Annotated in this window: 27 protein-coding genes, 1 tRNA gene and 1 pseudogene; 23 read left to right on the forward strand and 6 right to left on the reverse strand. The window is 33.8% G+C overall.

The window, feature by feature from the left end:
- Positions 1 to 173 precede the first annotated feature (173 nt).
- The 9 genes and pseudogenes from SYN6308_RS14830 to SYN6308_RS14865 all read left to right on the forward strand — a co-directional run bounded on the left by SYN6308_RS14830 (position 174) and on the right by SYN6308_RS14865 (position 7,211).
- Positions 174 to 1,877 carry an Rqc2 family fibronectin-binding protein gene (locus SYN6308_RS14830; protein WP_017295237.1) on the forward strand — a complete coding sequence of 568 codons (1,704 nt, stop codon included), beginning with the start codon at positions 174 to 176 and terminating at the stop codon, positions 1,875 to 1,877.
- A 102-nt stretch (positions 1,878 to 1,979) separates the two neighbouring features.
- The gene (locus SYN6308_RS14835) at positions 1,980 to 2,552 is read left to right on the forward strand and encodes a TVP38/TMEM64 family protein (RefSeq protein ID WP_083879565.1); all 573 of its coding nucleotides are present in this window, start codon (positions 1,980 to 1,982) and stop codon (positions 2,550 to 2,552) included.
- 271 nt (positions 2,553 to 2,823) lie between these two features.
- A complete protein-coding gene (locus tag SYN6308_RS14840; RefSeq protein ID WP_017295239.1) occupies positions 2,824 to 4,521 on the forward strand; it encodes a Mu transposase C-terminal domain-containing protein in 1,698 nt (565 codons plus the stop codon).
- Positions 4,522 to 4,530: 9 nt separating this feature from the next.
- The gene (locus SYN6308_RS25815) at positions 4,531 to 4,659 is read left to right on the forward strand and encodes a hypothetical protein (RefSeq protein WP_017295240.1); all 129 of its coding nucleotides are present in this window, start codon (positions 4,531 to 4,533) and stop codon (positions 4,657 to 4,659) included.
- A gap of 24 nt (positions 4,660 to 4,683) precedes the next feature.
- Positions 4,684 to 5,358 (forward strand): annotated as a pseudogene (locus tag SYN6308_RS22605) (TniB family NTP-binding protein); the annotation flags it as partial.
- Between the two features lie 87 nt (positions 5,359 to 5,445).
- The gene (locus SYN6308_RS22610; RefSeq protein ID WP_237741224.1) at positions 5,446 to 5,847 is read left to right on the forward strand and encodes a hypothetical protein; all 402 of its coding nucleotides are present in this window, start codon (positions 5,446 to 5,448) and stop codon (positions 5,845 to 5,847) included.
- Positions 5,848 to 5,906: 59 nt separating this feature from the next.
- Entirely contained in the window at positions 5,907 to 6,173 is a 267-nt protein-coding gene (locus tag SYN6308_RS14855) for a helix-turn-helix domain-containing protein (RefSeq protein ID WP_017295242.1), read from the forward strand.
- Between the two features lie 30 nt (positions 6,174 to 6,203).
- Positions 6,204 to 6,611, forward strand: a complete 408-nt coding sequence (locus SYN6308_RS14860; RefSeq protein WP_017295243.1) for a hypothetical protein — start codon at positions 6,204 to 6,206, stop codon at positions 6,609 to 6,611.
- Positions 6,612 to 6,707: 96 nt separating this feature from the next.
- Complete coding sequence (locus tag SYN6308_RS14865) at positions 6,708 to 7,211, forward strand: hypothetical protein (RefSeq protein WP_017295244.1); 504 nt, start codon at positions 6,708 to 6,710, stop codon at positions 7,209 to 7,211.
- Positions 7,212 to 7,229: 18 nt separating this feature from the next.
- Here the strand turns inward: SYN6308_RS14865 and SYN6308_RS23470 are convergent, their stop codons facing one another.
- Positions 7,230 to 9,674 carry a DNA methyltransferase gene (locus SYN6308_RS23470; RefSeq protein WP_017295245.1) on the reverse strand — a complete coding sequence of 815 codons (2,445 nt, stop codon included), beginning with the start codon at positions 9,672 to 9,674 and terminating at the stop codon, positions 7,230 to 7,232.
- A 24-nt stretch (positions 9,675 to 9,698) separates the two neighbouring features.
- The gene (locus SYN6308_RS14875; protein ID WP_017295246.1) at positions 9,699 to 10,136 is read right to left on the reverse strand and encodes a MerR family transcriptional regulator; all 438 of its coding nucleotides are present in this window, start codon (positions 10,134 to 10,136) and stop codon (positions 9,699 to 9,701) included.
- A gap of 64 nt (positions 10,137 to 10,200) precedes the next feature.
- On the opposite strand from SYN6308_RS14875, the gene cas12k (SYN6308_RS25820) reads away from it, so the two are divergent.
- A complete protein-coding gene (gene cas12k, locus SYN6308_RS25820) occupies positions 10,201 to 10,737 on the forward strand; it encodes a type V CRISPR-associated protein Cas12k (RefSeq protein ID WP_052312607.1) in 537 nt (178 codons plus the stop codon).
- Entirely contained in the window at positions 10,734 to 12,095 is a 1,362-nt protein-coding gene (gene cas12k / locus SYN6308_RS22620; RefSeq protein WP_052312608.1) for a type V CRISPR-associated protein Cas12k, read from the forward strand. The genes cas12k (SYN6308_RS25820) and cas12k (SYN6308_RS22620) overlap by 4 nt, the downstream gene beginning before the upstream one ends.
- A gap of 991 nt (positions 12,096 to 13,086) precedes the next feature.
- On the opposite strand, the gene SYN6308_RS14885 is transcribed toward cas12k (SYN6308_RS22620), so the two are convergent.
- A tRNA-Leu gene (locus SYN6308_RS14885) sits at positions 13,087 to 13,168 on the reverse strand.
- 171 nt (positions 13,169 to 13,339) lie between these two features.
- On the opposite strand from SYN6308_RS14885, the gene SYN6308_RS14890 reads away from it, so the two are divergent.
- A complete protein-coding gene (locus SYN6308_RS14890) occupies positions 13,340 to 14,548 on the forward strand; it encodes an argininosuccinate synthase (protein WP_017295247.1) in 1,209 nt (402 codons plus the stop codon).
- A 95-nt stretch (positions 14,549 to 14,643) separates the two neighbouring features.
- Here the strand turns inward: SYN6308_RS14890 and SYN6308_RS14895 are convergent, their stop codons facing one another.
- Positions 14,644 to 15,465 (reverse strand): biotin--[acetyl-CoA-carboxylase] ligase, encoded by an 822-nt coding sequence (locus SYN6308_RS14895; RefSeq protein ID WP_017295248.1) that lies wholly within the window; start codon positions 15,463 to 15,465, stop codon positions 14,644 to 14,646.
- Between the two features lie 30 nt (positions 15,466 to 15,495).
- Here SYN6308_RS14895 and SYN6308_RS14900 point away from each other — a divergent pair, with 30 nt between their 5' ends.
- From SYN6308_RS14900 to SYN6308_RS14915, 4 genes are all read left to right on the forward strand, one after another.
- A complete protein-coding gene (locus SYN6308_RS14900) occupies positions 15,496 to 15,933 on the forward strand; it encodes a DUF3038 domain-containing protein (protein ID WP_144051449.1) in 438 nt (145 codons plus the stop codon).
- Positions 15,934 to 15,987: 54 nt separating this feature from the next.
- Positions 15,988 to 16,860 (forward strand): 6-pyruvoyl trahydropterin synthase family protein, encoded by an 873-nt coding sequence (locus SYN6308_RS14905; RefSeq protein WP_017295250.1) that lies wholly within the window; start codon positions 15,988 to 15,990, stop codon positions 16,858 to 16,860.
- 322 nt (positions 16,861 to 17,182) lie between these two features.
- On the forward strand, positions 17,183 to 17,368 hold the full coding sequence (locus SYN6308_RS14910) for a DUF4926 domain-containing protein (protein WP_017295251.1): 186 nt from the start codon (positions 17,183 to 17,185) through the stop codon (positions 17,366 to 17,368).
- A gap of 285 nt (positions 17,369 to 17,653) precedes the next feature.
- Positions 17,654 to 18,859, forward strand: a complete 1,206-nt coding sequence (locus SYN6308_RS14915; protein ID WP_017295252.1) for a tetratricopeptide repeat protein — start codon at positions 17,654 to 17,656, stop codon at positions 18,857 to 18,859.
- A 57-nt stretch (positions 18,860 to 18,916) separates the two neighbouring features.
- Here SYN6308_RS14915 and tnpA read toward each other — a convergent pair whose 3' ends face one another.
- Positions 18,917 to 19,366, reverse strand: coding sequence for an IS200/IS605 family transposase (gene tnpA / locus SYN6308_RS14920; RefSeq protein ID WP_017294828.1), 450 nt, complete (start codon positions 19,364 to 19,366; stop codon positions 18,917 to 18,919).
- Positions 19,367 to 19,441: 75 nt separating this feature from the next.
- Between tnpA and SYN6308_RS14925 the strand changes: the two genes are divergently transcribed.
- Positions 19,442 to 20,815: an RNA-guided endonuclease InsQ/TnpB family protein gene (locus tag SYN6308_RS14925; protein ID WP_017294827.1), complete on the forward strand. Its 1,374-nt coding sequence runs from the start codon at positions 19,442 to 19,444 to the stop codon at positions 20,813 to 20,815.
- A gap of 35 nt (positions 20,816 to 20,850) precedes the next feature.
- Here the strand turns inward: SYN6308_RS14925 and SYN6308_RS14930 are convergent, their stop codons facing one another.
- Positions 20,851 to 21,246, reverse strand: a complete 396-nt coding sequence (locus SYN6308_RS14930; protein ID WP_017295253.1) for a pre-16S rRNA-processing nuclease YqgF — start codon at positions 21,244 to 21,246, stop codon at positions 20,851 to 20,853.
- A 165-nt stretch (positions 21,247 to 21,411) separates the two neighbouring features.
- Here SYN6308_RS14930 and SYN6308_RS14935 point away from each other — a divergent pair, with 165 nt between their 5' ends.
- The 6 genes from SYN6308_RS14935 to SYN6308_RS14955 all read left to right on the forward strand — a co-directional run bounded on the left by SYN6308_RS14935 (position 21,412) and on the right by SYN6308_RS14955 (position 24,862).
- Entirely contained in the window at positions 21,412 to 22,104 is a 693-nt protein-coding gene (locus SYN6308_RS14935; RefSeq protein ID WP_017295254.1) for a TerC family protein, read from the forward strand.
- A 147-nt stretch (positions 22,105 to 22,251) separates the two neighbouring features.
- On the forward strand, positions 22,252 to 23,373 hold the full coding sequence (locus SYN6308_RS22625) for an AI-2E family transporter (protein ID WP_040466880.1): 1,122 nt from the start codon (positions 22,252 to 22,254) through the stop codon (positions 23,371 to 23,373).
- Positions 23,374 to 23,831: 458 nt separating this feature from the next.
- The gene (locus SYN6308_RS25825; protein WP_272943033.1) at positions 23,832 to 23,954 is read left to right on the forward strand and encodes a hypothetical protein; all 123 of its coding nucleotides are present in this window, start codon (positions 23,832 to 23,834) and stop codon (positions 23,952 to 23,954) included.
- A gap of 53 nt (positions 23,955 to 24,007) precedes the next feature.
- Positions 24,008 to 24,223, forward strand: coding sequence for a hypothetical protein (locus SYN6308_RS14945; RefSeq protein ID WP_017295256.1), 216 nt, complete (start codon positions 24,008 to 24,010; stop codon positions 24,221 to 24,223).
- Positions 24,223 to 24,492: a type II toxin-antitoxin system RelE family toxin gene (locus SYN6308_RS14950; RefSeq protein ID WP_017295257.1), complete on the forward strand. Its 270-nt coding sequence runs from the start codon at positions 24,223 to 24,225 to the stop codon at positions 24,490 to 24,492. Before SYN6308_RS14945 ends, SYN6308_RS14950 begins: the two co-directional genes overlap by 1 nt.
- Before the next feature lie 76 nt (positions 24,493 to 24,568).
- Positions 24,569 to 24,862, forward strand: a complete 294-nt coding sequence (locus tag SYN6308_RS14955) for a DUF2442 domain-containing protein (RefSeq protein WP_017295258.1) — start codon at positions 24,569 to 24,571, stop codon at positions 24,860 to 24,862.

Below are 24,862 nucleotides of genomic sequence, written 5' to 3' on the forward strand. Positions count from 1 at the left end.
TGGAGAATGGAGAATGGAGAATGGAGAATGGAAAATTTTAACACCCCATTACTTATTACTCCTCATATTAGGTTCTTTAAATCAGTTATAAATAAATTGTGTGGAAATTTTGTGTTAGGTTACGATGAGAGCTAACCGAACCTACAAATATTACTTTCTTCTTACTTCTTAAAATGCAACCAGTCGATTATACAACCCTCGTTGCCATTTGTCACTCGTTACAAAATGGCTATATTCCCTCACGACTAGAACAAGTATATCAGCTCGATCGATATACCATCAGTCTTTGTTTACGCAGTCTTAATCACAAGGCATGGTTAACGGTGTCATGGCATCCCCAAGCAGCTAGAATTTGTATTGGCAATCCTCCTCCTCGTGGTAAGGATACTTTTACTTTTAGTGAACAATTACGCCATCTGATTAATGGTTATGCTTTAATTGGGGTAAATATTGTTTCGGATTGGGAAAGGGTGATAGATTTTCAATTTGCCCAGCGCCCCAATGAAAAACCCATATATCATTTATTTGTAGAAATAATGGGTAAATATAGCAATGTTATTTTAACTTCTGCTGACAAGCAAATTATTACTGTTGCTAAACAAGTTACTGCGGATAAATCTAGTTTGCGCACGGTAGAAACTAGCCAATATTATCAACTCCCTCCCCCCCTGTTAGGTGAAACACCAAAGTTAACCGAATCTTTGGAAAAATGGCAAGAAAAAATAAGTTTAATTCCCGATCGAATTGATAAACAATTAATTAAAATATATAGAGGTGTTAGCCCTATTATTGCTCAGAGTTTATTGCAAAAATCTAATATTTTACCTACCAAAAATAATCAAGAATTAACTCAAGAAGAATGGATAAATTTATATCATAATTGGCAAAATTGGTTAATCACTCTTGATAAAAAAGACTTTAATTGTAGGGAATTAGACAAAGGCTATACAGTTTTAGAGAAAAAAGCAACTAATCAAGACTTACATAAAGTTTTAAATTATTATTATAATAAACAAATTTATCAAGAAAATTTTAATCAATTAAAACAGCAAATATTTCAGAAAGTTAAAAATATTTTAAACAAATTAATAGTAAAAAGAGACAGATATAAAGATAAATTAAATGATTCTGATAACTGCGAAATTTATAGTAATAAAGCAGATTTATTAATGGCTCATTTACATCAATGGAAAGCAGGAATGAAAGAGATAATTTTAAAAGATTTTACCACTAACGAACCCATAAAAATTGCTCTTGCTCCTGATAAAAATATGATTCAAAATGCCCAAAGTTTATATAAACAAAATCAGAAATTAAAACGGGCAAAATTAGCGGTACAACCTTTATTAGAAGAAGTGAAAAAGGAGGTTAATTATTTACAACAAATAACCACTATTTTAAGTCAATTAGACTATCAAGAAAGCGAAGATTTAACGACTTTACAGGAAATTAAAGCTGAATTAATTAGTCAAAAATATATCGAAGATAGTCAATATCGGGGGAATAATATTGTAGAAGAATCTTTCCCCCGCAAGTATCAAACTCCTTCCGGTTATGAGATTTTAATTGGGCGCAATAATCGTCAAAATGATATATTAACTTTTCGCACGGCAACGGATTATGATTTGTGGTTTCATGCACAGGAAATTTCAGGCTCTCATGTTCTATTACGTTTGAGTGCAGGAGACATACCAGACGATCGAGATTTACAATATACTGCTAACTTAACAGCTTATTATAGTCAAGGACGAGGAAGCGATCGAGTGCCAGTAATTTACACTAAACCTAGTTATGTTTATAAACCCAAAGGGGCGAAACCGGGTATGGTAATTTATACTAAAGAAACTGTAATTTGGGGGCAACCCTCTAGGGAATGAGTAATGAGTAATAAGTAATGAATAAAATTAAGTCAATCTAACTAAGTGAAAAATAAACTAATTATCTTAACTTTAATTTGTATAATTATTTCGGGAATTGCGATGTTTTTTATGGGGGGTATTAATCCTCAAATATTAGAAAATTTATTGATACAATTAGGCATTTTTGCACCAATTATTTATATTTTTCTCTATATTTTAGCTACTATTTTACTGCTTCCTTCTACTCCTTTAAATCTTAGCGGTGGTTTAATCTTTGGCTTTTGGGGAGGCTTGATTTGGACTTCGATCGCAGCTATAATGGCGGCAGTGGTAAGTTTTGCCTATGCAAGATATTTAGGTAGAAATTGGGTAAAAAAAAGATTTGGGATTCACCTGCAAAAATTAGACAAAGAAATCAAAAACGGTGGCATGGGATATATATTTGCAATTCGTTTATTACCTCTTATTCCCTATGGAATTGTTAACTTTGGTGCAGGTTTAACTTCTATTAAAGAAAGAGACTATTTTTTCGGCACAATATTCGGTACAATTCCGGGTATTTTACCTTTTGTAATGATGGGTGCTGGTTTTTCTTCCCTAGGTAAAGGAGATATGTTAACGATTACTTTGTCTTTTGGATTAATTGGCTTGTTGATTGGAGGTGCAACATGGTATAAAAAAAGGATCGTGTAATGGAGATAATGTGTACAGTAACAAATTAAATGACGTGATAACAAATTAGTGTCATCCAAAATTAAGGCTATTCAAATCTTTATATAGCAATAATTATACCCCAGAAATCCACCAAAAATGATCTCGATCGTGCCTTAAACTAGATTAACAAATTAAGTGTCATTTTCCCTAAGAATAACAAATTAAATGTCGTCTTCCCGAAAGGCGATTTTTTTTGCTTTAGGGGTTGTCATTAACAAATTAAATGTCATAAGATTAGTATAGAACTATTATGATTTTATTGAACACTAATGAAAACGCTATGACCATCGATGATCAATTTTCTGATTCTCCAGAGTTGATCTCCCAACTTTCTCCCGAAGAACAAAAAATCGCCGATGTCATTGAAGATTTACTTCAACCCTGCGATCGAAAAAGCTACGGAGAAAAGTTGAAACAAGCATCAACTCAACTGAATAAGTCAGTTAGAACTATCCAAAGATACGTTAAGCAATGGGAAGAAAATGGTTTAGTCGGTATTGCTCAAAATAATCGAGCCGATAAAGGCTTTTATCGTATCGATCGACGTTTACAAGATTTCATTCTTAAAACCTATCGTGAAGGAAACCAAGGCAGTAAAAGAATGACTCCTAAACAGGTTTATTTACGAGCAGTTGCCCAAGCCAATAATTGGGGTATCAAACCTCCTTCTCACATGACTATTTATCGAATTTTGAATCCTATTATTGAGGAGAAAGAAAATAAAAAACGAATTAGAAGTTCTGGTTGGAGAGGTACAAAATTAGCTGTATCCACTAGATCAGGAAATGAAATTAATGTGGAATATAGTAATCATGTCTGGCAATGTGACCATACTCTTGCTGATATTCTTTTGGTAGATCAGTTTGGTAAATTATTAGGCAGACCTTGGCTAACTACAGTTGTAGATACTTATTCTCGCTGTATCATGGGTATCAATCTTGGTTTTGATGCTCCCAGTTCCCAAGTGGTTGCTCTTGCTTTACGTCATGCCATATTGCCGAAGAGTTATAGTTCTGATTATGGACTACATGAGGAATGGGGAACGTATGGTAAACCAGAGTATTTTTACACTGACGGCGGTAAGGATTTTCGTTCTAATCATCTTCAACAAATTAGTTTACAGCTAGGCTTTACTTGTCATTTACGGAGTCGTCCTAGGGGCGGTGGTGTAGTAGAGCGTGTTTTTAAAACTTTCAATACGGAGGTTTTTTCTACCTTACCTGGATATACAGGTGCAAATGTGCAAGAACGTCCAGAGGATGCAGAAAAAGAAGCCTGTATAACTCTCAAGGAACTAGAGAAATTGATTGTCTGCTATATCGTGGACAACTATAATCAACGTCTTGATGCCCGTATGGGTGAGCAAACTCGCTTTCAACGTTGGGAATCTGGATTACTTTCTGTCCCAGATGCTATCTCGGAACGAGAATTAGATATTTGTCTAATGAAGCAATCACGCAGAAGGGTTCAAAAGGGGGGTCATCTTCAATTTGAAAATCTGATTTACAAGGGGGAATATTTAGGGGGTTATGAGGGAGAAACTGTCATTATTCGTTATGATCCTAGAGATATTACAGGTATTTTAGTTTATCGCTTGGAAAATAATAAAGAAGTCTTTCTGACTCGTGCCTATGCTGTGGACTTAGAAAGTGAATCTTTATCTTTGACAGATGCGAAAGCTAGTGCCAAAAGAGTGAGAGATGCAGGAAAAAATTTGAGTAATCGTTCGGTCTTAATGGAAGTGGAAGAACGTTCTAATTTTACTCAGAAAAAAACCAAAAAACAAAGGCAAAAACAAGAACAAGAAATGGTTAGAACATTTACTCCTTCAACCATTTTAAAGGAGGAAAAGGAAATAGAAGAGCAATCTACTTTATCTTCCTCTACTAAGAAGAATAAGGTAAAAGTTATTGACTATGAACAGTTACAAAACGATTTTGATTTTTAGGAGTTAGTAATGGAAGCGAAAAATGTAGCAGAACAATTAGGTGAACTTAATATTCCTAATCAAGAATTGCAAAAAGAAATTAATGGATTACAACGCAAACCATTTGCGGATTTAAAACAGGTTGCGATTCTTCACTAATGGCTTGAAAGTAAGCGTCAATCGAAGCAGTCTTGTCGAGTGGTGGGGGAATCTCGGACAGGTAAAACTGTGGCTTGTAACTCTTATCATTTAAGACATAAGCTAAAGCAAGAAGTGGGAAAACCTCCTCAAGTACCTGTCGTTTACTTACAAGTACCCCAAGAATGTGGAGCAAAGGATTTGTTTCAGGGAATTATTGAGTATTTGAAGTATCAAATGACGAATGGTACGGTGTCAGAAATCAGAAAAAGAACCATGACAGTATTGCAAAGATGCGGTGTCGAGATGATTATTCTGGATGAAGCAGATCGCTGTAAACCAAAGACTTTTGCTGAAATTCGGGATATTTTTGATCATCTCAATATTGCCATCGTGCTGGTGGGAACCGATCGTTTGGATGCGGTAATCAAGAAGGATGAACAGGTTTATAATCGTTTTCGTCCTTGTTATCGTTTTGGTAAATTGGTTGGAGAAGACTTTATTGATACGATCGAAACTTGGGAAGAGGAGGTATTAAAACTACCTCAACCTTCTAATTTAACTGGCAAAAAAATGTTGAAGTTGATCGCAGAAGCTACCCAAGGTTATATCGGTATCATGGACGTGGTTTTGCGTGAGTCAGCAATTAGAGCCTTAAAAAAAGGATTAAAAAAGATTGATTATGACACTTTAAAAGAAGTTGTACAGGAGTATAAATAATGGAAATTCAGCCTTGGTGGTTTACGCTCATGCTCCGCATGACGCTGCGCGTACGAACCTTATGAGGGTGAAAGTATTAGTCATTTTTTGGGGAGGTTTAGACGGGAAAATGAGCTTACTCTTTCTGGTTTAGGCAAAATAGCAGAACTATATGGAGCAATCGCCCGTTGGGAAAAGTTCCGTTTTAATCCTCCTCCCTCCTCTGAACAGTTAGAAAAATTAAGTGCGATCGTACAAGTAGAAGTAGCAACCTTACAAACAATGTTTCCTTCTGCCCCTATGAAAATGACTCCTATTCGTCTTTGTTCGGCTTGTTATGGGGAAAAACCTTATCATAAGATGGAATGGCAGTATAAGGAGATTTATCGGTGCGATCGTCATAATCTTAAACTTTTATCGGAATGCCATAATTGTGGGGCAAGATTCAAGTTTCCCAGTCTATGGGTTGTGGTTGGTGTCATAGGTGTGTTACCCGTTTTACTAAAATGAGATAACTTTTCACACTATAGTATGTAGATTGATTAGTTTTTTTATCCTATTGTCATAGTATGGGAGAAAAAAATCAAATCATTGATAGCATACAAAAACAGTTTGGAGAAGTTATCAGGAAAAAAAGAAATAAAGTAGGTATTTCTCAAGAAAAACTAGCTGAATTTTGCGATCTTCATCGTAATTTTATCAGTGAAATAGAACGAGGTGTTAAATCTCCTTCTCTGAAAACGATCATTTTGCTAGCTATTGCTTTAGATTGTTCCCCCTCTGTTTTGCTTAAAGAAGCCGAAGATTTGTCACACGATGATATTTATCCTTCTTAAGCATAGTTTATTATTTGGTAATTTGAAGCAATGGTGAGAAGGAAACCTTATACAAAAGTCAAAAAAAGCAATCAAATTAGAGAAGATCATGTTAAAGGCATGGGAGATGTTCTTTTCAAAGGATTTCAATGCCTTAATAGCAAATGTAGGGAGTTTATTTTTGTCAAAAAAACTGAGATCGGAATTGATTTTGAAATACAATGTCCAAAATGTGGATATGATCATCTTTCTGGAAAAGAATCGAAATTTTATGATTATGAACTTCTACTATTAGATCAAAATAAAAAACCTATTAAAACTATAGAAACTGGGGAATTTACAATTCTTCATGATGATTATATTAATGAGTCTCAAGACTATAAATATTGTATAGTTTGTAATACAATTAAGCCAGTTGATTTATTTGGTGGACACGCTCCTCGCAATTCTGGCAGATAAGGTGAATGTAGATTATGTAAACAAGTTTATAATAACCGTATTAAAAATTCAACAAGAACAAGTGATCAGCATCGAGAAGCATCTCAAAATCGTAGATTGTACTCAATAATTTCTGGTAGTCAAAAACTTAATAGTGAAGAAGTTTTAAAAAAATACCATTATAAATGTTTCAAATGTGGAAAAGATTTACATAATGTAAACTCTGAACAAGAAAGACCTCTTGATCATCCTTTACCTATATATTATTTGTATCCTTTAACGACAGAAACAGCAACGTTATTATGTAGAAATTGTAATGGGAAAAAAAGAGCTAAATGGCCATCCGCTTTTTATTCGGAAGATAAAGTTAGAGAGTTGTCCATTCGTACTGGTATTAGCTATGAACTTTTATCAGGAGAACCACTATATAATTCTGACGCATTGGAGTACTTAAAAAAATCTGAAAATGTAGATCAACTATTAAAACAATATGCTAAATATATGAATGTCATCATAAAATTAAGAAATAGAATTTTGAAGGATTGTGGATTTGATTTTTTTAAATATTCTCAAACTATTTCTCAAGATTGGATTGAAAAAGCAGATAAAGAATATGAATAAAAATATTGTGAAAATTAATTAAATTTTCTGCAAAAATAAATATTGGTGTGATTTAGTTGCGCCTTGATCTTTTATTCCAAATTTTTCTCTGCCTACAACATCTTCATCAAAATAATAGATTAATTTAAAGTTTTGTTCAGATCGTTTAATTAATTCTTCAGCCATATTACAAGACTTAGTTTTACCAACGTGCATAATTAATTTTCCTTGAGGTTTTAACCATTTAGCACAATCTTCAAAGAATTTAAAATAAATATCCAATGATTTTTTTTGTTGATATTCTAAGAATTGTTCTTGACGAGAGGTAAAATCATCTTTTTCCCAACCTGCTAACCATAATCTCATCCAATTAGTAACAAAAAATCTTGTAGAAGCTACAAAAGGAGGGGAAGTAATCACTACATCTACTTGATTTTTATATAAACTATTTAACCTAGAAAATGGAAGTTGTGTTGTCATTCCAGACAGTAAATTATGATCATATTCTGTTTGCAACATTCTATTTATCTTGTCTGTAAGGCGAGGTGCTAAAGGACGATATTCATTGTCTCCAATCGGTTTAAAAGGTGTTACGGGGTGAGATCTCCGAGAAAGAGCATAAGGACGATTTCCATGTAAAATATGTAATAAACAAGAATAAACTAGGGCTTGTCCCCAAGAAGTACAAGGATTTTGTTTTAGATAATCACGAGCAGCTAATATTTCCTTAAATGTTTCTTGATTAAAATATTCAGGAAGTTTGCCGTTAAACCCAAAATCCTGATAAAGCGATAAATCTTGATTATTTTTATTCGTTTCAACATATTGTAATAAATCATTAAGAATGAAATATACTTCTTCATTTTCTCCTCTATCTATCTTAGCTTTAGTTAATATATAACCAAGTTCTTGTAAATCATTTCCTAAAGGATAACGACCTTGTAAAAAGGCTTCTAGGGGAATAGTTCCACAACCTGACATAGGGTCTAATACATAGTCTTGAGGATAGGTAAATTCACTAATTAAAAAGTGAGCGATCGCAGGTTTTAGTTTTCCTTGATATGAACATAAAGAGTGAAATTTATGCCCCCAATTTCGACTATTATAAGGTGACTCTAAATGAGGCAAAGTTCTCGCAAAATTTTCAGCTTTTTGTTTATATTCATCATCAGATTGATTATTGTTAAAATTAGTGATCAACTTTTTTTGACTAGCTTTCTCAAAAATCAGTAATAATTGTTTTAATTTTGTTCCATCTTTTGATTTTCTTTCTCTTACTAATCTTTCTTCGATACAATTTAATCCTATATCTGAAGCGATGATTTTTAATATTTCATTTGTAGGAACATTAACACCAGCAAAACGGGAATCTCCAATATCAATAACTAACTTTCCTTTCTCTCTTAAAAGATTGTGAGATTTTCTTAACCATAAATATGAATCAGAAAAATAATATTGAACTAATTTTGGTATTCTCGGATCGTAACTTACTTCTTCTAAATTAGAAACAATTTTTTCAACTTCTGTAAATGTATTAGGTTGACGACATTTTTGTGAAATATTATTAATTCCTGCTGACATGGCTTGAGAACGATAAAAAGACAAATATTTTTCATTATCTAAAAATCCTGTCAACCATAATTCTAATTTAGTATTTCTAAAATAATTAGTTCCGTTAAGATAAGGAGGAGATGTCAAAATAAAATCTATGTGTTTATCTGTAGGAAACTCTATTAAAGCTGATTCTCCTAAACAAAAAACTTCAGGAAAATTAAATTGATTATTTAATATATCTTGATATACCTGTTCAGCTTTTTCTGAGAATTTTTGAATAACTGATAAATTATCAGGCAGTTTTTCATTTGGCTTTCTTTGACGCAAATCAGAAGCACGTTTCATTTCACTACAAGAAACGGCAATTGAACCTAAAATTAATTTAGCAAAATCTTCAAATACTGATAATTTTGCCTCTACTTTTTTAATAGCTTCTTTAATAGCAATAACCTCAATTAATCTAGTACCAGTAAAATAATTACGGTGGGGAAAACATTTATTAATTTCTATTTCTGCTTCTATTAATGATTTGAGATTGTTTTCTGAGTAATTTACTAGATTTTCCAGATATTGTTTAAATTTTTCATGTTCATGACAAACATATAAAAAGTTATTTGTTTTACATCTAATAACTAACCTCATAAATGGGTTTATCTCTGAATAATAACCATACATATTCCTTCTTGTTGCAACAGTTATAGTAGTTCCTGTTCCGGCAAAAGGATCATAAATATGTTGTCCATCACAAAATTCTTCAATAATTGTTTTGGCAAATTCAGAAGAAAATCCCTCTACATAAGGATACCATCTGTGTATTTCTGTTTTTATATTAGGAGAAAAAGTCCCATGTTTTCCTAAACTTAAATTAGGAGATTGATCGACAAAGTTATTAGGGTTAAATAAAAGTAATTGATTGTTATGATCTATCATTATTTTTCTATAATAAAAATCTTTTTAGTAAGTATTGATTGATGTTATTATACTGCTTAGATTGTGATGAATCTGATCAATCCACAGAGGCACGATCGTCTTCTCCTCTTCCAGAAGTTCGATCGCTTTCTCCCGTTGATAAGGCAATAACTCAACAGTACCATCATTAGCAATCACCATAAAACGCTTCTTAAAGTCCGCATCGGTAAATGATGGCTCTTTTTCCCTCAAATCATTGAGGATTTTTTGTACCATCTCTAAATTCAAACCAACAGACAGCATATATACCATTACCGACACCTCTACCAACTCCACAAAAGAATAGTAGATTGTCTTTCCCGTACCTGTCCCCATAATCAAAGGCACAATAATCTCCTTATCCCTCCAATACTGCAATTGTCGGAGAGAACAACCCGTAATCTTTGATATATCTTTGCTACTAAAAAATAGTTCCTGTTTCATACCCACAATTATAAAATAATTTGCTATTATACAAATATGTCCAATTAAACAATTATGTAAAGTGATGGTTCAGGTAACTATTCAATCTCGTTTAATCGCTTCTGCTGATACTCGTCAATTTCTCTGGTTGTTGATGAGCAAGAAAAATACTCCTTTGATCAATGAAATCCTTACCCGAATTAAACATCATCCCGATTTTCCCCAATGGCGAGAGAAAGGAAGACTGCCGAAAAACTTTATTGCTCAACAAATTCAAGAGCTAAAAAATGATTCTCGTTTTCAAGGACAACCATCTCGGTTTTATGCTTCTGTCGGTAAAATCATCGACTACATATACAAATCTTGGTTCAAAGTGCAAAAGAGTTACAAAATCCAATTAGAAGGTAATAGCCGTTGGTTAGAAATGTTGAAACCCGATAGTTTATTAATAGAATCCTTTGATGGTTCAATGGAAGCACTGCAAAATCAGGCTCAACAGATTCTCGATAATATTGAAACGACTTCTACTCAAGAAGGTATTGTTGATTATTTATTTCAAAAATATGAGAAAACAGAAGATTGTCGAATGAGGGATGCGATCGCGCAGCGCCACCGTAGGTGATCGTTTATCTGATCAAAAATGGTAGTCGCATTCCTAAGAACAATATTGAAACAACCAAGAAATATAAAAGAATCAAAAGAAAATTAGAAATCAAAATTCGTAAATTGAAAAGACAAGTGGAAATGTCTATTCCTTCTGGGAGAGATTTAGAGGGAGAAAAATGGTTACAAACTCTCATCCTTGCTTCTAACACGATGCCTGTAGATCAAAATGAGAGTGATAGTTGGTTTTCGGCATTGAAACGAAATTCTCCATCAATTCCCTATCCTATCGTTTATGAAACCAATGAAGATTTAAAATGGTGTTTGAATGACCAAAACCGTATTTGTATTAAATTTAGTGGTTTGAGTGACCATCTTTTTCTAATCTATTGTGATTCTCGTCAACTGCCTTATTTTCGCCGTTTTTATGAGGATCAGGAATTGAAAAAAGCCAGTAAAGATCAGTTTTCGAGTGCTTTATTTACCTTGCGTTCGGCTATGATCATCTGGAAAGAAGATGATGGAAAAGGAGAGTCGTGGGATAAGCATAAACTCTATTTACATTGTACTTTTGATACAGATTATTGGACTTTGGAAGGTACACAAGTCATTGCTCAAAAAAAGCAGGAGGAAGTGCTAAATCTCATTGATAGGATGAAGGAAAAGACGGATTTAACAGATACTCAAAAGGCGTTTATTCAACGGAAACAGACGACTCTTGCCCGACTTAATAATATTTTCCCTCGCCCTAGTAAGCCTATTTATCAAGGTAATCCGAATCTTTTTCTCGGTGTGGCAATGGGTTTACAAGAACCAGTTACGATCGCACTTGTGGATGTCAGCACCAATAAAGTGATTCTCTATCGTAATATCAAACAATTATTGGGGGATGACTACCATCTAATCAGGAGAAGACGAAATGAGAAACAGAAATTGAATCACCAAAACCATAAAGCAAGGAAAAGAGCTAATTTTCAACAAAAGGGGGAATCTAATCTGGGTGAATACCTCGATCGACTAATTGCTAAATCCATTCTTCAAATCGCTGAAGAGTACCAAGTATCAACTATTATCGTTCCTCGATTGAATCAGATACGATCGATTACTGAGGCTGAAATACAAGCAAGGGCAGAGGAGAGAATACCAGAATATAAGGAGGGGCAACGAAAATATGCACAGGATTATTGTGTACAAGTGCATCAATGGAGTTATGGTAGATTGATTGATAATATCAAAGCAATTTCTTCTAAATTGGGTATTGTCGTAGAGGAAGGCAAACAACCCAAACAGGGAAAGTTTACCGATAAGGCATTACAGTTAGCATTGAGTACCCAGAAAAATAATCGCCAAAATAATCCCACAAAGACAAATTCTTAAGTTACAATGAGGGAAATCGTGCCGCCGATCAAGTTGTTGTCAACCTCTGTTCTGCGAAAAATGAGGGGTAGTTTACCTAGTAATAGGTTTGCTTTCTGTCCCTGATAACTGCTCACTCTGATGCTGCGCACTGAATAAAGTGCGGAAACAAGGGGCACTCCCAGCAACAGGAGTTTGGGTGTACCAATGTAGTGGTTATCCAATCACCTCCGATCAAGGAGGAATCCCAGTTTAAGCGTTAGTTAAAATGTACGAGTTACACAAACTCAAGTTTTAGCCTTACGCAATCGCTGAAACTCTTATAAATTAAGGGATATAGCGTTTTAAGAAAATGCAAAATTCTCGTCAAAATCGGAATTTTTGTATTTTTAAGGGGGGCTTACGCAAACTGCTTCTACAAGCCTTATTTGATAAGGGGTCTGACTAGGGGCAGTTGAAATAAGACAATACCTTCTATAGGGATTGAAAGCTCCTCTTTATAGCCTAGGATTGCGAGATAAGTATGTTGAAATAAGACAATACCTTCTATAGGGATTGAAAGTCCTTGTCGTACCATCTTTGATTCGAGTGAGTCGGGGGTTGAAATAAGACAATACCTTCTTTAGGGTTTATAATATTAACAGTGCCGTAGATCAAGTTTTCATAACCTCTGTTCTATGAAAAATAAGGAGTAGTTTACTTCTTCTAAGAAGTTTGCTTTCTGCTCCTGCTAACTACTTGCCCTGATGCTGTCTATCTAAAGATAGAGAAACTAGGCGCACTCCCAGCAATAAGGGTGCAGGTGTACTGCTATAGCGGTTAGCAAATCACTTTCGATCGAGGAAGAATTCTCTTTGAGAATTGAAAGCGAGTCTCGCCATCTGCTTTGACGACACTAATTTGTGATCACGTCATTTGATTTGTTAAGACGACACTAATCTGTTACCGATGACAAATAATTTGTTACTGTACATCGGGGAAAGAAAATTTGTGACAACACATCTATCTAAAATGCGGATGGCGAGACTCGAACTCGCAAGGTCAAGACCACACGCCCCTCAAGCGTGCGCGTATACCAATTCCGCCACATCCGCAGAAACTCAACGAATAATTATTATAACTGATTTTGCGTTATATAGCAAGAAGATGGTGAGAAAAAATGTCTTATCCTGAAACAAAAGTCCGCAAATCTTAACTTATCATTGGTTTTATAATACTCTTATTGATACAATAACTCTTTAGTCCAATATCGGAAAAAAAAATTTATGAGTCGTGCCAATAAAGTAGTTTTAGCTTATTCTGGGGGAGTAGATACCTCCGTTTGTATTCCTTACTTACAAAATGAATGGGGAGTTAAAGAAATTATCACCCTAGCGGCAGATTTAGGGCAGGGTGAAGAATTAGCGCCTATTCAAGCAAAAGCCCTTAAATGTGGTGCTGTGGAGTCTTTGGTAGAAAATGCCATTGAGGAGTTTGTAGTTGATTATGCTTTTCCTGCCATCAAAGCCAATGCGTTGTACGAAAATCGTTATCCCTTATCCACTGCCTTAGCTCGTCCTTTAATTGCTAAACTGTTAGTACGCGCAGCAGAAAAATATGGTGCTGATGCCGTTGCCCATGGTTGTACTGCTAAAGGTAATGATCAAGTTCGTTTTGATTTGGGTATCACTGCATTAAACCCTAATTTAAAAATTCTCGCCCCTGCTAGAGAATGGAATATGAGTCGGGAAGAAACCATCGCCTATGGTGAAAAATGTGGCATTGAATCCCCTGTGAAAAAGTCTTCTCCCTATAGTATCGATCGAAATCTTTTAGGTCGTAGTATAGAGGCAGGTCCTTTGGAAGATGCCATGACTGAGCCACCCGAAGAAATTTACGCTTTAACCAAATCCATTGCGGATGCACCTAATGAGCCTCAATATGTAGAAATCACCTTTGAAAAAGGTACTCCTGTGGCGGTAGATGGAAACTTTTTATCTCCCGTTGACTTGATTACTACTTTAAATGAAATTGCAGGTAATCATGGCGTAGGGCGCTTAGACATGATCGAAAATCGAGTAGTAGGTATTAAATCCAGAGAAATTTATGAAGCACCAGCACTACTTGTATTAATTAAAGCTCACGAAGATTTAGAAAGCCTCACTCTTACCAGTGATGTCACCCACTATAAACGCTCTCAAGTTGATTTACCTTACACTCGTTTAGTCTATGAAGGTTTATGGTATAGCCCCCTCAAAACTGCTTTAGATGCTTTTATTGAGAAAACCCAAGAAAGAGTTAGCGGTGTAGTGCGCATTAAATTCTTAAAAGGTAATGCTACGATCGTGGGAAGAAGATCAGAAAATTCTCTTTATACTTCCGCATTGTCAACCTATGGTAGTGATGACAAATTCGATCATAAAGCCGCCGAAGGATTTATCTATATCTGGGGATTATCTTCCAGAGTTTGGGCGGAGAAAACAAAAAAAAATTAATGGAGAATTGAAAATGGAGAATTGAGAATTAAAAAGTTAATCTACTTCTCCAGAAAATATTTTTTATTTGTTCGTAGTAAGGGCTTCAGCCCTTATTATTTTTGAGTTATTAAGTAAAAATTTTCAGGAAATTTATGATAAGAAATACTGTAATTTTCTGGTGATAAATTCATTTTACTACTGGCATTAGATGATAGTAATTTTATTTGTAAATTCCCTTGATTGTTAATCCCTAAAATTTCTCCTCTGATATTTTCTAATAAGGCTTTTTCTCCTAAGTTATACAGAAATTGATTATAGTTATTAACGAGATTATTTATACCTAATTGTAAATAATTATCATAGCTTTTAAGGATTTCGATCGAAATTATCTCTGCTAAATTAATTAATGAATTGATGGGATAATAATGATAATCTTGAAAATATTTATCTAAACTAATGCCATTTTCGGGATAGGAATTTTGATAATTAATTCCCACGCCAATGACGATATTTTTAATCCGATTTTTTTCTATTTTAGTTTCGCACAAAATACCGCCTAACTTTTTTTCTTCTAAAATTAAATCATTTAACCATTTGATTTTGACGGGAATATATAATTTATTTAACCCCTTGACAACGCCCAAAATACTCCATAAAATTAGATGATTAGCACATTCGATCGAACTGTTTAAATTTAGTGCCATACTCAAGTATAATCCCCCTAAGCTCGATCGCCAAGTATTACCTCTTTGTCCTTTTCCTGCGGTTTGTTGTTTACTAATAACGATAAAAGGAGGTTGAATATTTTTAGAAAGTAAAAGCCATGCTTGAGTATTAGTAGAAGCTAGAGTGTCATAAACATAAACAGAAATAGTATTTTTCATTCCCATAAAAGAAGAAAAATTATCAGGTAAATTAAAAATTATTTGCTCCATATTAATAATCAATATATAAGATTTTATGCCATGATGAAAGAAGAACAAGAAAATTTAATAGACGTTGACAAAGTAAACAATACCCCCGATAAAATTAAGTTAATTTATTTAGGAATTTTAGCATTAGATATTAAATTAGAATCGAAAGTTATTCCTAAGACTAAATCAGAATTAGATATATTAATAGAATACTTAGTAGAATTATTGCAAAAAAATGACGAAGTAATTAGACGAGCTTGTTCTTTATTAGAACAAATTGATAATTCTGACAATGCCGATTATTATTATGGCACAGTAAAAGATTACTTAGATAAATTTTTTGATTTAGCTAAATCTGATCCTCTTTTAACCATAGAAATTGATCCTAAAAATCAGACTATTATTCCCTTAAAAGTATTGACAAATTTGCTTTTTTATGGTAGTAAATCAGGTAAAAATTTCTTAAAACAACAATTACAATGTCTGTAAATAACGAAAAAATGTTAAATTAATATAGGAATCTTAAAAATAACTATTCACTATATGGAATGTATCGTCAATCGTCGGGCGAAATTTAGTGCCAGTCATCGCTATTGGTTGCCAGAATTATCCGATGAGGAAAATCAAGCCCGTTTTGGGGCAAATGCTCGTTTTCCCGGTCATGGACATAATTATATATTATATGTATCTATCATCGGGGAATTAGACAAATTTGGTATGGTGCAAAACTTGTCTGAGGTAAAAAAAGTCATCAAACAAGAAATCACCAGCCAATTAGATTATAGTTATCTTAATGATACATGGGTAGAATTTCAAGAAACTTTACCAACTACTGAAAATATTGCGAAGGTAATATGGGAACGTCTGTCACCTTATTTGCCATTAGTCGATATACAATTATACGAACATTCTCAACTTTGGGTTAATTATCAAGGAAATAATATGGAAGCTACTTTAACAGTTCAAACACATTTTAGCGCAGCGCATCGTTTAGCTTTACCTGAGTTAAGTTTTGAAGAAAATAGCGAAATTTATGGTAAATGTGCGCGCCCCAATGGTCACGGACACAACTATCATTTAGAAGTATCAGTAACCGGTGAAATGGATGCTCGTACTGGTATGATTATCGATTTAGTAGCTTTACAAAAAGTCATTGATGATTATGTGGTTGAACCTTTTGATCATACTTTCTTAAACAAAGATATTCCTTATTTTGCGGAAGTTGTGCCAACAGCAGAAAATATTGCGGTTTATATTGCTCAATTATTACAAGAACCTATTAAGAAGTTGGGAGCAGAACTTGATAAAGTTAAGTTGATTGAAAGTCCTAATAATTCTTGTGAAATTTTTTGTCGCAAATCAAGTTTAACTAAAGAAAATAAAAGTAATGCTACTTTACAACCTGTTTTAGCTTAATCAGCAAGAAACCTAATATCAACTTTTTAGTAAAGGTTTTAAGTCTTATTTATAAATAACTATAGTTGTTACTACAAACTTTTTTTATTTATAAAATAGACATCTCCAGAAATTAAATTTTTGGAGATTCCTAATACATTACTTAAGTGTTTCCTAATAATCAATATTTCTGTATTATGTTCTGTAGCCACTTTGACAAAGGCAGGGATGTTTCATTTTCAAATTTTTGGTTAAAAGGGAGTAATGAGTAACGAGTAACGAGTAAGGAGTAAGGAGTTCTGCTATAATTAACTATTATTTGTAAATATTATAGTATTACCTGATGAAAACTACAATTAATGAAATTGATATTGTTGCTTTAACTCAAAATTTACCAGAATTAGGGTTAATTAAAGGAGACACAAGCATGGTGGTAGATATTGCTGAATCAGGGATATTTTTAGTTGATTTTTTTAATAAAAGTGGTGAAATAATTGTCTTAGAATCTTTAAAGAAAGAGCAAATATAATTAGTGATTTCTTATACCAAAAAAACAAGTAAAATCATAATGTATTAATCATTATTAATGAGGAATTAAATCCCACATTCCCCTCCTCAGAATACATTATTTATATAGCAATCAGGAATGATTTGTGAGAAATCAAATAATCTTTTAATATTCTCCAATTATTGTTAATACTAACTCCAGACTCTTAACTCTTAAATTCTGCCCTCACCAATCTCTTATAATTCATCTGAGATTGCTATAAATTATATATTATTAAATTTTAGTTTATTCTTAACTCTTTTTCCCATGACTCAAAACAGTAATCTTTCTCTTTCTATAATTGTCAAAAACGAAGCAAAAAATTTATCTAATTGTCTGCAAAGTGTGCAAAATTTTGTCGATGAAATTATTTTAGTTGATACTGGTTCAACGGACAATACCAAAGAAATTGCTCAAAGTTTTGGGGCAAAAGTTTATGATTATATCTGGCAGGATGATTTTGCCGAAGCTCGAAATTATGCCTTAGAATATGTGAATACAGATTGGGTTTTAGTATTAGATGCTGATGAGATGTTAAACCCTTCTATTATTCCCGAAATAAAAGACGTTATCACAAAACAATATGCTTTAGTCGTTAACTTAATTCGAGAAGAAATCGGCTCACTTTCTTCGCCTTATTCTCAACTATCTCGTTTGTTTCGCCGTCATCCTGACATTAAATTTTCTCGTCCTTACCATGCTTTAATTGATGATGCGGTATTAGAATTACAAAAAAAAGAAAACCATTGGAAAATTATCGATTTACCTGAAGTAGCCATTCAACATTTTGGTTATCAACCAGAGATTATCGCTTCTCAAGATAAAACACAACGGGCTTTAAAAGCGATGGAATCCTATTACTCTCAAAATCCCAATGATGCCTATGTGTGTAGTAAATTGGGTGCTTTGTATATTGATTTGGGAGAGGTCAAAAAAGGTCTAAAATTGCTTAAAACGGGCTTAAAATCGAATTTAGCTACCACAGCGACAATATTTGAGCTACACTACCATCTCGCCAATACCTTAGTAGAACAAAAACAATGGGAAACTGCCATTAAACATTATCAAAAAGCGATCGAACTCCCCATATTAGGTAAACTGAAGTTAGGTGCATATCTTAACTTTGGCAGTGTTTGTTATCACGGAAAAGACTATGAAAACGCCCTAAAACTATATCAGGCTTGTGTTGCCATCGAGCCGAATTTTGCCATTGCCTACTATAACTTAGGGTTAACCTACAAAGCATTAGGAAGAAATTTCAAAGCCATAGACGCATATCAAAGCGCCATTCAAATCAATCCCAATTATCCTTGGTCATACCAAAATTTAGCCGTATTATTATTTAAAAAGGGAGAGATAGAAGACAGTATAAAAGCTTTTCAACAAGCCTATAATTTACATTTAACTCAAAATCCGATCGTCGCCAAACAACTGCAACAAGAATTAACAAATATGGGGATAATTATTAGCTAAATCTATTTTAGCTTCTTCGGTGAGAAGCCCCACGCAGTAAACACTATCAAAAAGCAACTATGTTTCGGCGTGGGATGAATCACCGTCAGGGTTTAATGAGTCAGGACGACTCTGGTTTTCGATATATTTACGAAGTGTTGTTATAGTTACTCCCCCACAAGAGGCGATAAAATATGAACTATTCCAAAAGACTTCTTGACCATAAAACTTTTTGATTTGTTCAGGAAATTCTTGTCTTAATTTTCTACTCGATACACTTTTAAAATTATTGACAAATTTACTTAATTCCATAGCAGGATGGTATTGGAAAAGAATATGGACATGATCTTCTTCTCCGTTTATCTCTACCAACCTACATTCCCACTGTTCTAATAAGCCTTCAGTGATTTCATGGAGACGAGTGAGCATTTCTGCTGTAAATACGTTTCTTCTATATTTGGTAGTTAAGACTAGGTGAGCTTTTAAGTCACTCACGGATCTACCTCGACTATAAAAATCATTTTTCATTTGACACTTTCTTTTTCTTTATGTTATTATCAGTGATAGTAATTATATTAACACTAATATACAGTAATCAAATAAATGATCCTTAATTATCAGTACCGATGCTATCCTGAAGTGCCTCAAAAAAGCCAGTTAAATAACTGGTTACGGGTGTCACAGTATTGGTATAATTGGCAATTAGGAGATCGTTTTCGTTGGTGGCAGGAAAATCGTAGTAACTATGTCATTCCAAGTGGCGACTGCTGTTATATCTCATGTAGTCTCCCACCATTGGAGTTAAAAGAAAAACCAAGTTTTTACTCACAGAAAAAGTTATTACCTGAGAAGAAAAAAGACTTAATTATAGTAAAACATTCAGGGGAATTACTTGATTTATCTACTGTACCTTCTCAGACTTTACAAGACGTATCAAAAAGGGTGGATCAAACTTTTGAAAGGTATATTAAAGGTGATTGTAATGGGAAAAGAAGCGGTAAACCACGTTTTAAAAGTCGTTATCGAACTTTAAAGGTAGAAGCTCAAGCCATTCAGATTAAAAGGGTTGAGAAAGATTGGCTTTATTTGTCTTGCTCAAAACTTAACGGATGGCTAAAAATTAGGCTACATCGTGGTTTACCTCAAGGTTTTTCTCTTAAAAATATCCTTATTTCTAAAAAGGCTGATGGTTGGTATTGTACTTTGTGTTTAGATGCTCCTACTGTACCTATTTTTACACCTGATAAAATTGTGCCAACTTGGGATAATTCAATGGGAATAGATGCAGTATTATCAGGCGATGATTATCTTGCTACTTCTGAAGGACAAAAACTACCTTCTCTCAAGTCTTTTCGTAAACATCAAAAAGAATTAGCAAAGATTTCTCGCCTGAAAAACCATCAGAAAAAAGGTAGTAAAGGGAGAAAAAAACTTGCCTTAAAAGAAGGTAAAAAACATCAACAAATAGCCAGAGCGAGAAAGGATCATGGTTACAAAACAGCCCATAATTTAATTCGTACGGATAAAAAAGTCTTCTTTGTCGAAAACTTGAATCTTAAAGGATTATCAAAACGAAATAAAGTCAAAAAAGATATTGAAGGTAAATACTTACCCAATGGGCAATCTGCTAAGTCAGGGTTAAATAAATCTTGGCTAGATGCGGCTTTTGGGAATTTTTATGAAATACTGTCGTACATAGCCGAAAAAGCTGGTGCAGTGGTAATAAAAGTCAATCCTGCTTATACATCACAAGTCCTTTCTTATCGTGATGAAATAGTATTTACTGATTGTTCTATACGAGAATATTACGATCTTATTGAAGATATAAGGGTTGATCGTGACATTAATTCAAGTATAAATATAAAAAGAGTCGGGCTGGATCTGTTCCTGACTATAAATCGGCGTAGTGGGAAAATAACCAAGTCCAAGACTGGTAGTACCACAAAGCAAGTTCTAGCAGTCCTTAAAAGATACTAGAAGCCTACACTGTCACGAAGTGCAGTGTGGGTAGTTCACGTAACTCCTAAGTATCGATCGATCAGGATAAGAGCTACAATATCATCAACGGGACGAGGTGGAATCCTTAAACCCTTGGGAATTAATTTTGTTAAACCTTGGGGGGGATACATTTCCCAATATTTTTGTCTGGCTTCCACAGTACTATTTTTTTCGTCCACTAAAACTATCTCGATAGATAAGTTTAGATTATTAATTAAGCGTTTTTTCCACTCCTTAGAAGTAGTTTGATTTCCCATTACTAACTTGAAAGGTTGATATTTATTGATTAAATCATTGATGATCTCGATCGAATCTTCACTTGAGATCACTTTATTATATAAAATTTGCTTATAATTGTTAACTAAAGCCAATCCACACTTATCTCTACCCGGATCAAATCCTAGAATCATAACTATACTAAAAAAGTACTTTAAAGAATAAAATAGAAAAAGGGAAAATAGCTAAGGGAAATAATAAGTATCGATCGAGAATTACGACCTAAGAACAAAAAATCCTGAGCCTAACCCCGTAATGAAACTCATAGTAACATAAATTGAACAAGGTATAAAATATTAATGCTTGACCAAATTTTACATCCCTCTATTGATTTTGGTATTGACACCGCCTTTATCTTAATTATTCTAGTGGCTTTAGAAGCCGTTTTATCCGCCGACAACGCCATCGCCTTAGCCTCCATCGCCCAAGGATTGAAAGACGAAAAAGAACAAAACTACGCCCTAAATATTGGCTTATTAATGGCTTACGTTTTAAGAATGCTCTTAATTGTAACCGCTACTTGGGTTATTAAATATTGGCAATTTTCTTTATTAGGGGGCTTGTATTTATTATGGTTAACCTATCAGTATTTTTCTGAAAGTGACGAACAAAAAGAAGAAGGTGCATCGAAACTTAACTTTAAAAATCTCTGGCAAGCAATTCCCATGATTGCCTTTACGGATTTAGCCTTTTCCCTTGATAGCGTTACCACCGCCATCGCTGTCGCTGATGAAATCTGGTTGATTATCGCTGGAGGTACGATCGGCGTTATTGCCCTACGTTTTCTTGCCCAATTATTTATTCGTTGGATTGAAGAATTTACCCACTTACAAGACGCAGGATTTATCACCGTTGGTTTAGTCGGTTTAAGATTAATTGTTAAAGTAATTGATCCTAACATTGTTCCTCCCGAATGGCTCATGATTAGCGTCATTATCGGAATGTTTGTCTGGGGATTTTCTAAAAAAAATGAACTTGAACAAAACCCATAAAATTAATTGTATCTTGATGTTAAGAAAGGCAACACTTCGACTCGGTTGTCGAGCGTAGATACCGTTTTTTCTGAATAGTTATTAAATTCTTACTCCTTACTCCTGACTTCTTACTCCTTACTCCTGACTCCTTACTCCTCTCCTCTGATGAATGACTCAAAACGATCGATCTCTGTTTCTGTGGGTAGTATTGCTTTAGTTACCGTTACCATCCTTTTAATCATCCTGTTGTGGCAACTGAAAAGTTTATTAGTTATCTTGATGATTTCCGCAGTATTGGCGGCTACCCTAGCCCCTATTGTCGATTATGGCGAAAAAATTAGGATTCCTCGATGGTTAGGGGTAATTTTAGCCTATTTACTCATTATTTTACTGATTACCACCGCAGGTTTAATTATTGGCCCTACTGTCATCACTCAAATTCAAAGATTATTACAAAAACTTCCCACCTATTTAGACATCATCACAACTCTAACCCAATCATTGATTATTCGATTTGGCATTACCGAACCAAAAGCCTTAAACTTAATTGATCAATGGCTAGATTTACAAGGTTTAACGGCATGGGCAGTAAAATGGAGTCAAAAATTAATTGTTAGCTCGTTAGGTATTACAAAAGGCATTGTGGGAGGTGTGTTAAACGTGCTTCTTGCCATCATCTTTTCTGGTTATATGTTGGCAGGTTCGAGTAAATTAATTAAAGATTTTGTGAGTTTATTCCCCTCCCCTTGGGATAGTCGTTTAGAGGCTCAATTTCCCCTCGTGAGCGATCGTATGGGAAAATATATTCAAGGTAGAATCCTTGTATCGTTAATTTTAGGAGTAGCCATTACCATCGGCTTAAAATTTATTGGTATTACCGAATTTGCTTTAGGCTTAGGAGTTATCGCAGGTTTTACGAACTTAATACCTTTTTTTGGTCCTGTTTTAGGCTCAATTCCAGCCTTAATTGTGGCGATCGCACAAAATAGCTGGACATTTTGGTGGGTACTCTTACTATTTGTCATCATTCAAAATGTAGAAACCTATGTTTTAGATCCCCTTTTAGTGGGTTCAAGTGTTAAAGTACAACCTTTATACCAATTATTAGCAGTGTTGGGCGGAGTGCAAGTATTAGGCATTATTGGAGCAATAATTGCTCCTCCTTGGGTAGCCGGGGCAGGTGTCGTCATCGATAATCTATATTTGAAATCCAAAGATTCTAACAGTTTCATGGAAATAGCTACCCTCGAAATTAATAACGATTCAATAAGTACTCAGGCAAAATAACCTGAGTGAATCATAAAATGATGAAGATAAGAGGGGGAATACAGGGAGATTTTGATCTTTTAAATTTTATCTTTATCAAAAAATATGGTTTTTCTACAGCAGGGCGTTTTCATTCTCGAAATTTGATTTAATTGAACACTATAATAGGCAAAAAATCTAGCTATTTTTTCTGATTAGAAAATCAATTATTATTAGAAACCATGATATTTTTCAGGAAAATTGAGTTAAATTTATTTAACGGTATCTATTAGACGTGTAATTTATTACACGTTGGGATAATGGTTTTGACTCATAACTGCCTAGCAGTCTGACAAACTAAACATCAATCGCCTAGCAAGATGATAAAGTTAACATAATTCGCCTAGCAAGATGATAAAGCTAACAGTTTTCGTTCAATAAATTGAACTCATAAACTTCGGAAAAAATACCAATTCATCTTTTAGAAGAAGAGAAAGTCGATGAATGGAATCAATAGAAATTTGAACATCAAGAAGAGAGGTGCGATTTTGTGGAGTGAAAGTTCGATCGACTTTTTGGGGTGGAGTTCGATTTTTATGGGGGAAGTTCGATCGAACCTCTAAGGGATTAAAAAAGTTAGAATAAAATAGTTATAAATTAGTAACAATTATTAATTATGAAAAGTGTAGAATATTTAACAGATATAAATGGAAATAAAAAAGCGGTAGTTATTCCCATCGAAATATGGGAAAAAATCATCCCGAATGAGAAAAATAATGATGATGACTTATCTGAATATTTAGAAAATTACTGTTTAAATCAAGCAATGGAAGAAGCGAAATTAACTCCTTTATTAGATGCAGAAAATGCTTTGAAATTCTTGGAGGAATAATGAGAGTTGAATATCGAAAATTATTTTTAAAAGATTTAAAAAAACTGAAAAATCAATCTATTTATGAGCAAATTATTGATTTGGTATTTAAACAAATTCCTTCGGCTAATTCTTTACAAGATTTATCTCAAGTTAAAGCGATGAAAGGTTATCCAAATCGTTATCGTATTCGTATTGGTAGTTATCGCTTAGGCATAGAAGAAAATCAAGACACCATTGAAATTGTGAGAGTTCTTCATCGTAAAGAATTTTATCGTTATTTTCCTTAATTTATAGAGTTCGATCGCACAGTGCCGCCTTTTGGCGATCGAACTGTAACAAGAACTTACAATATTAAGGAGAAAAATGTTAAAAGATATTATTGAAGTTAAACCATTAGAAAATTATCAACTTTACCTGAAATTTGAAGATAATAAAGAGGGAGTAATTGATATTAGTGAAATTATCAAATTTACTGGTATTTTTACCCCTTTAAAACAAATAGATTATTTTAAAACAGTTAAATTAAATCCCGAATGGGGAACAATTTATTGGGATAACGGGGCGGATTTAGCTCCAGATGTACTTTATTGTATTATCACAAAGCAAAATTTACCACAATTTTCAAGCAAAAAATTAATTATTAATCTTTCTAATTAA

It is taken from the genome of Geminocystis herdmanii PCC 6308 (assembly GCF_000332235.1).
GTDB classification, from domain to species: Bacteria; Cyanobacteriota; Cyanobacteriia; order Cyanobacteriales; family Cyanobacteriaceae; genus Geminocystis; species Geminocystis herdmanii.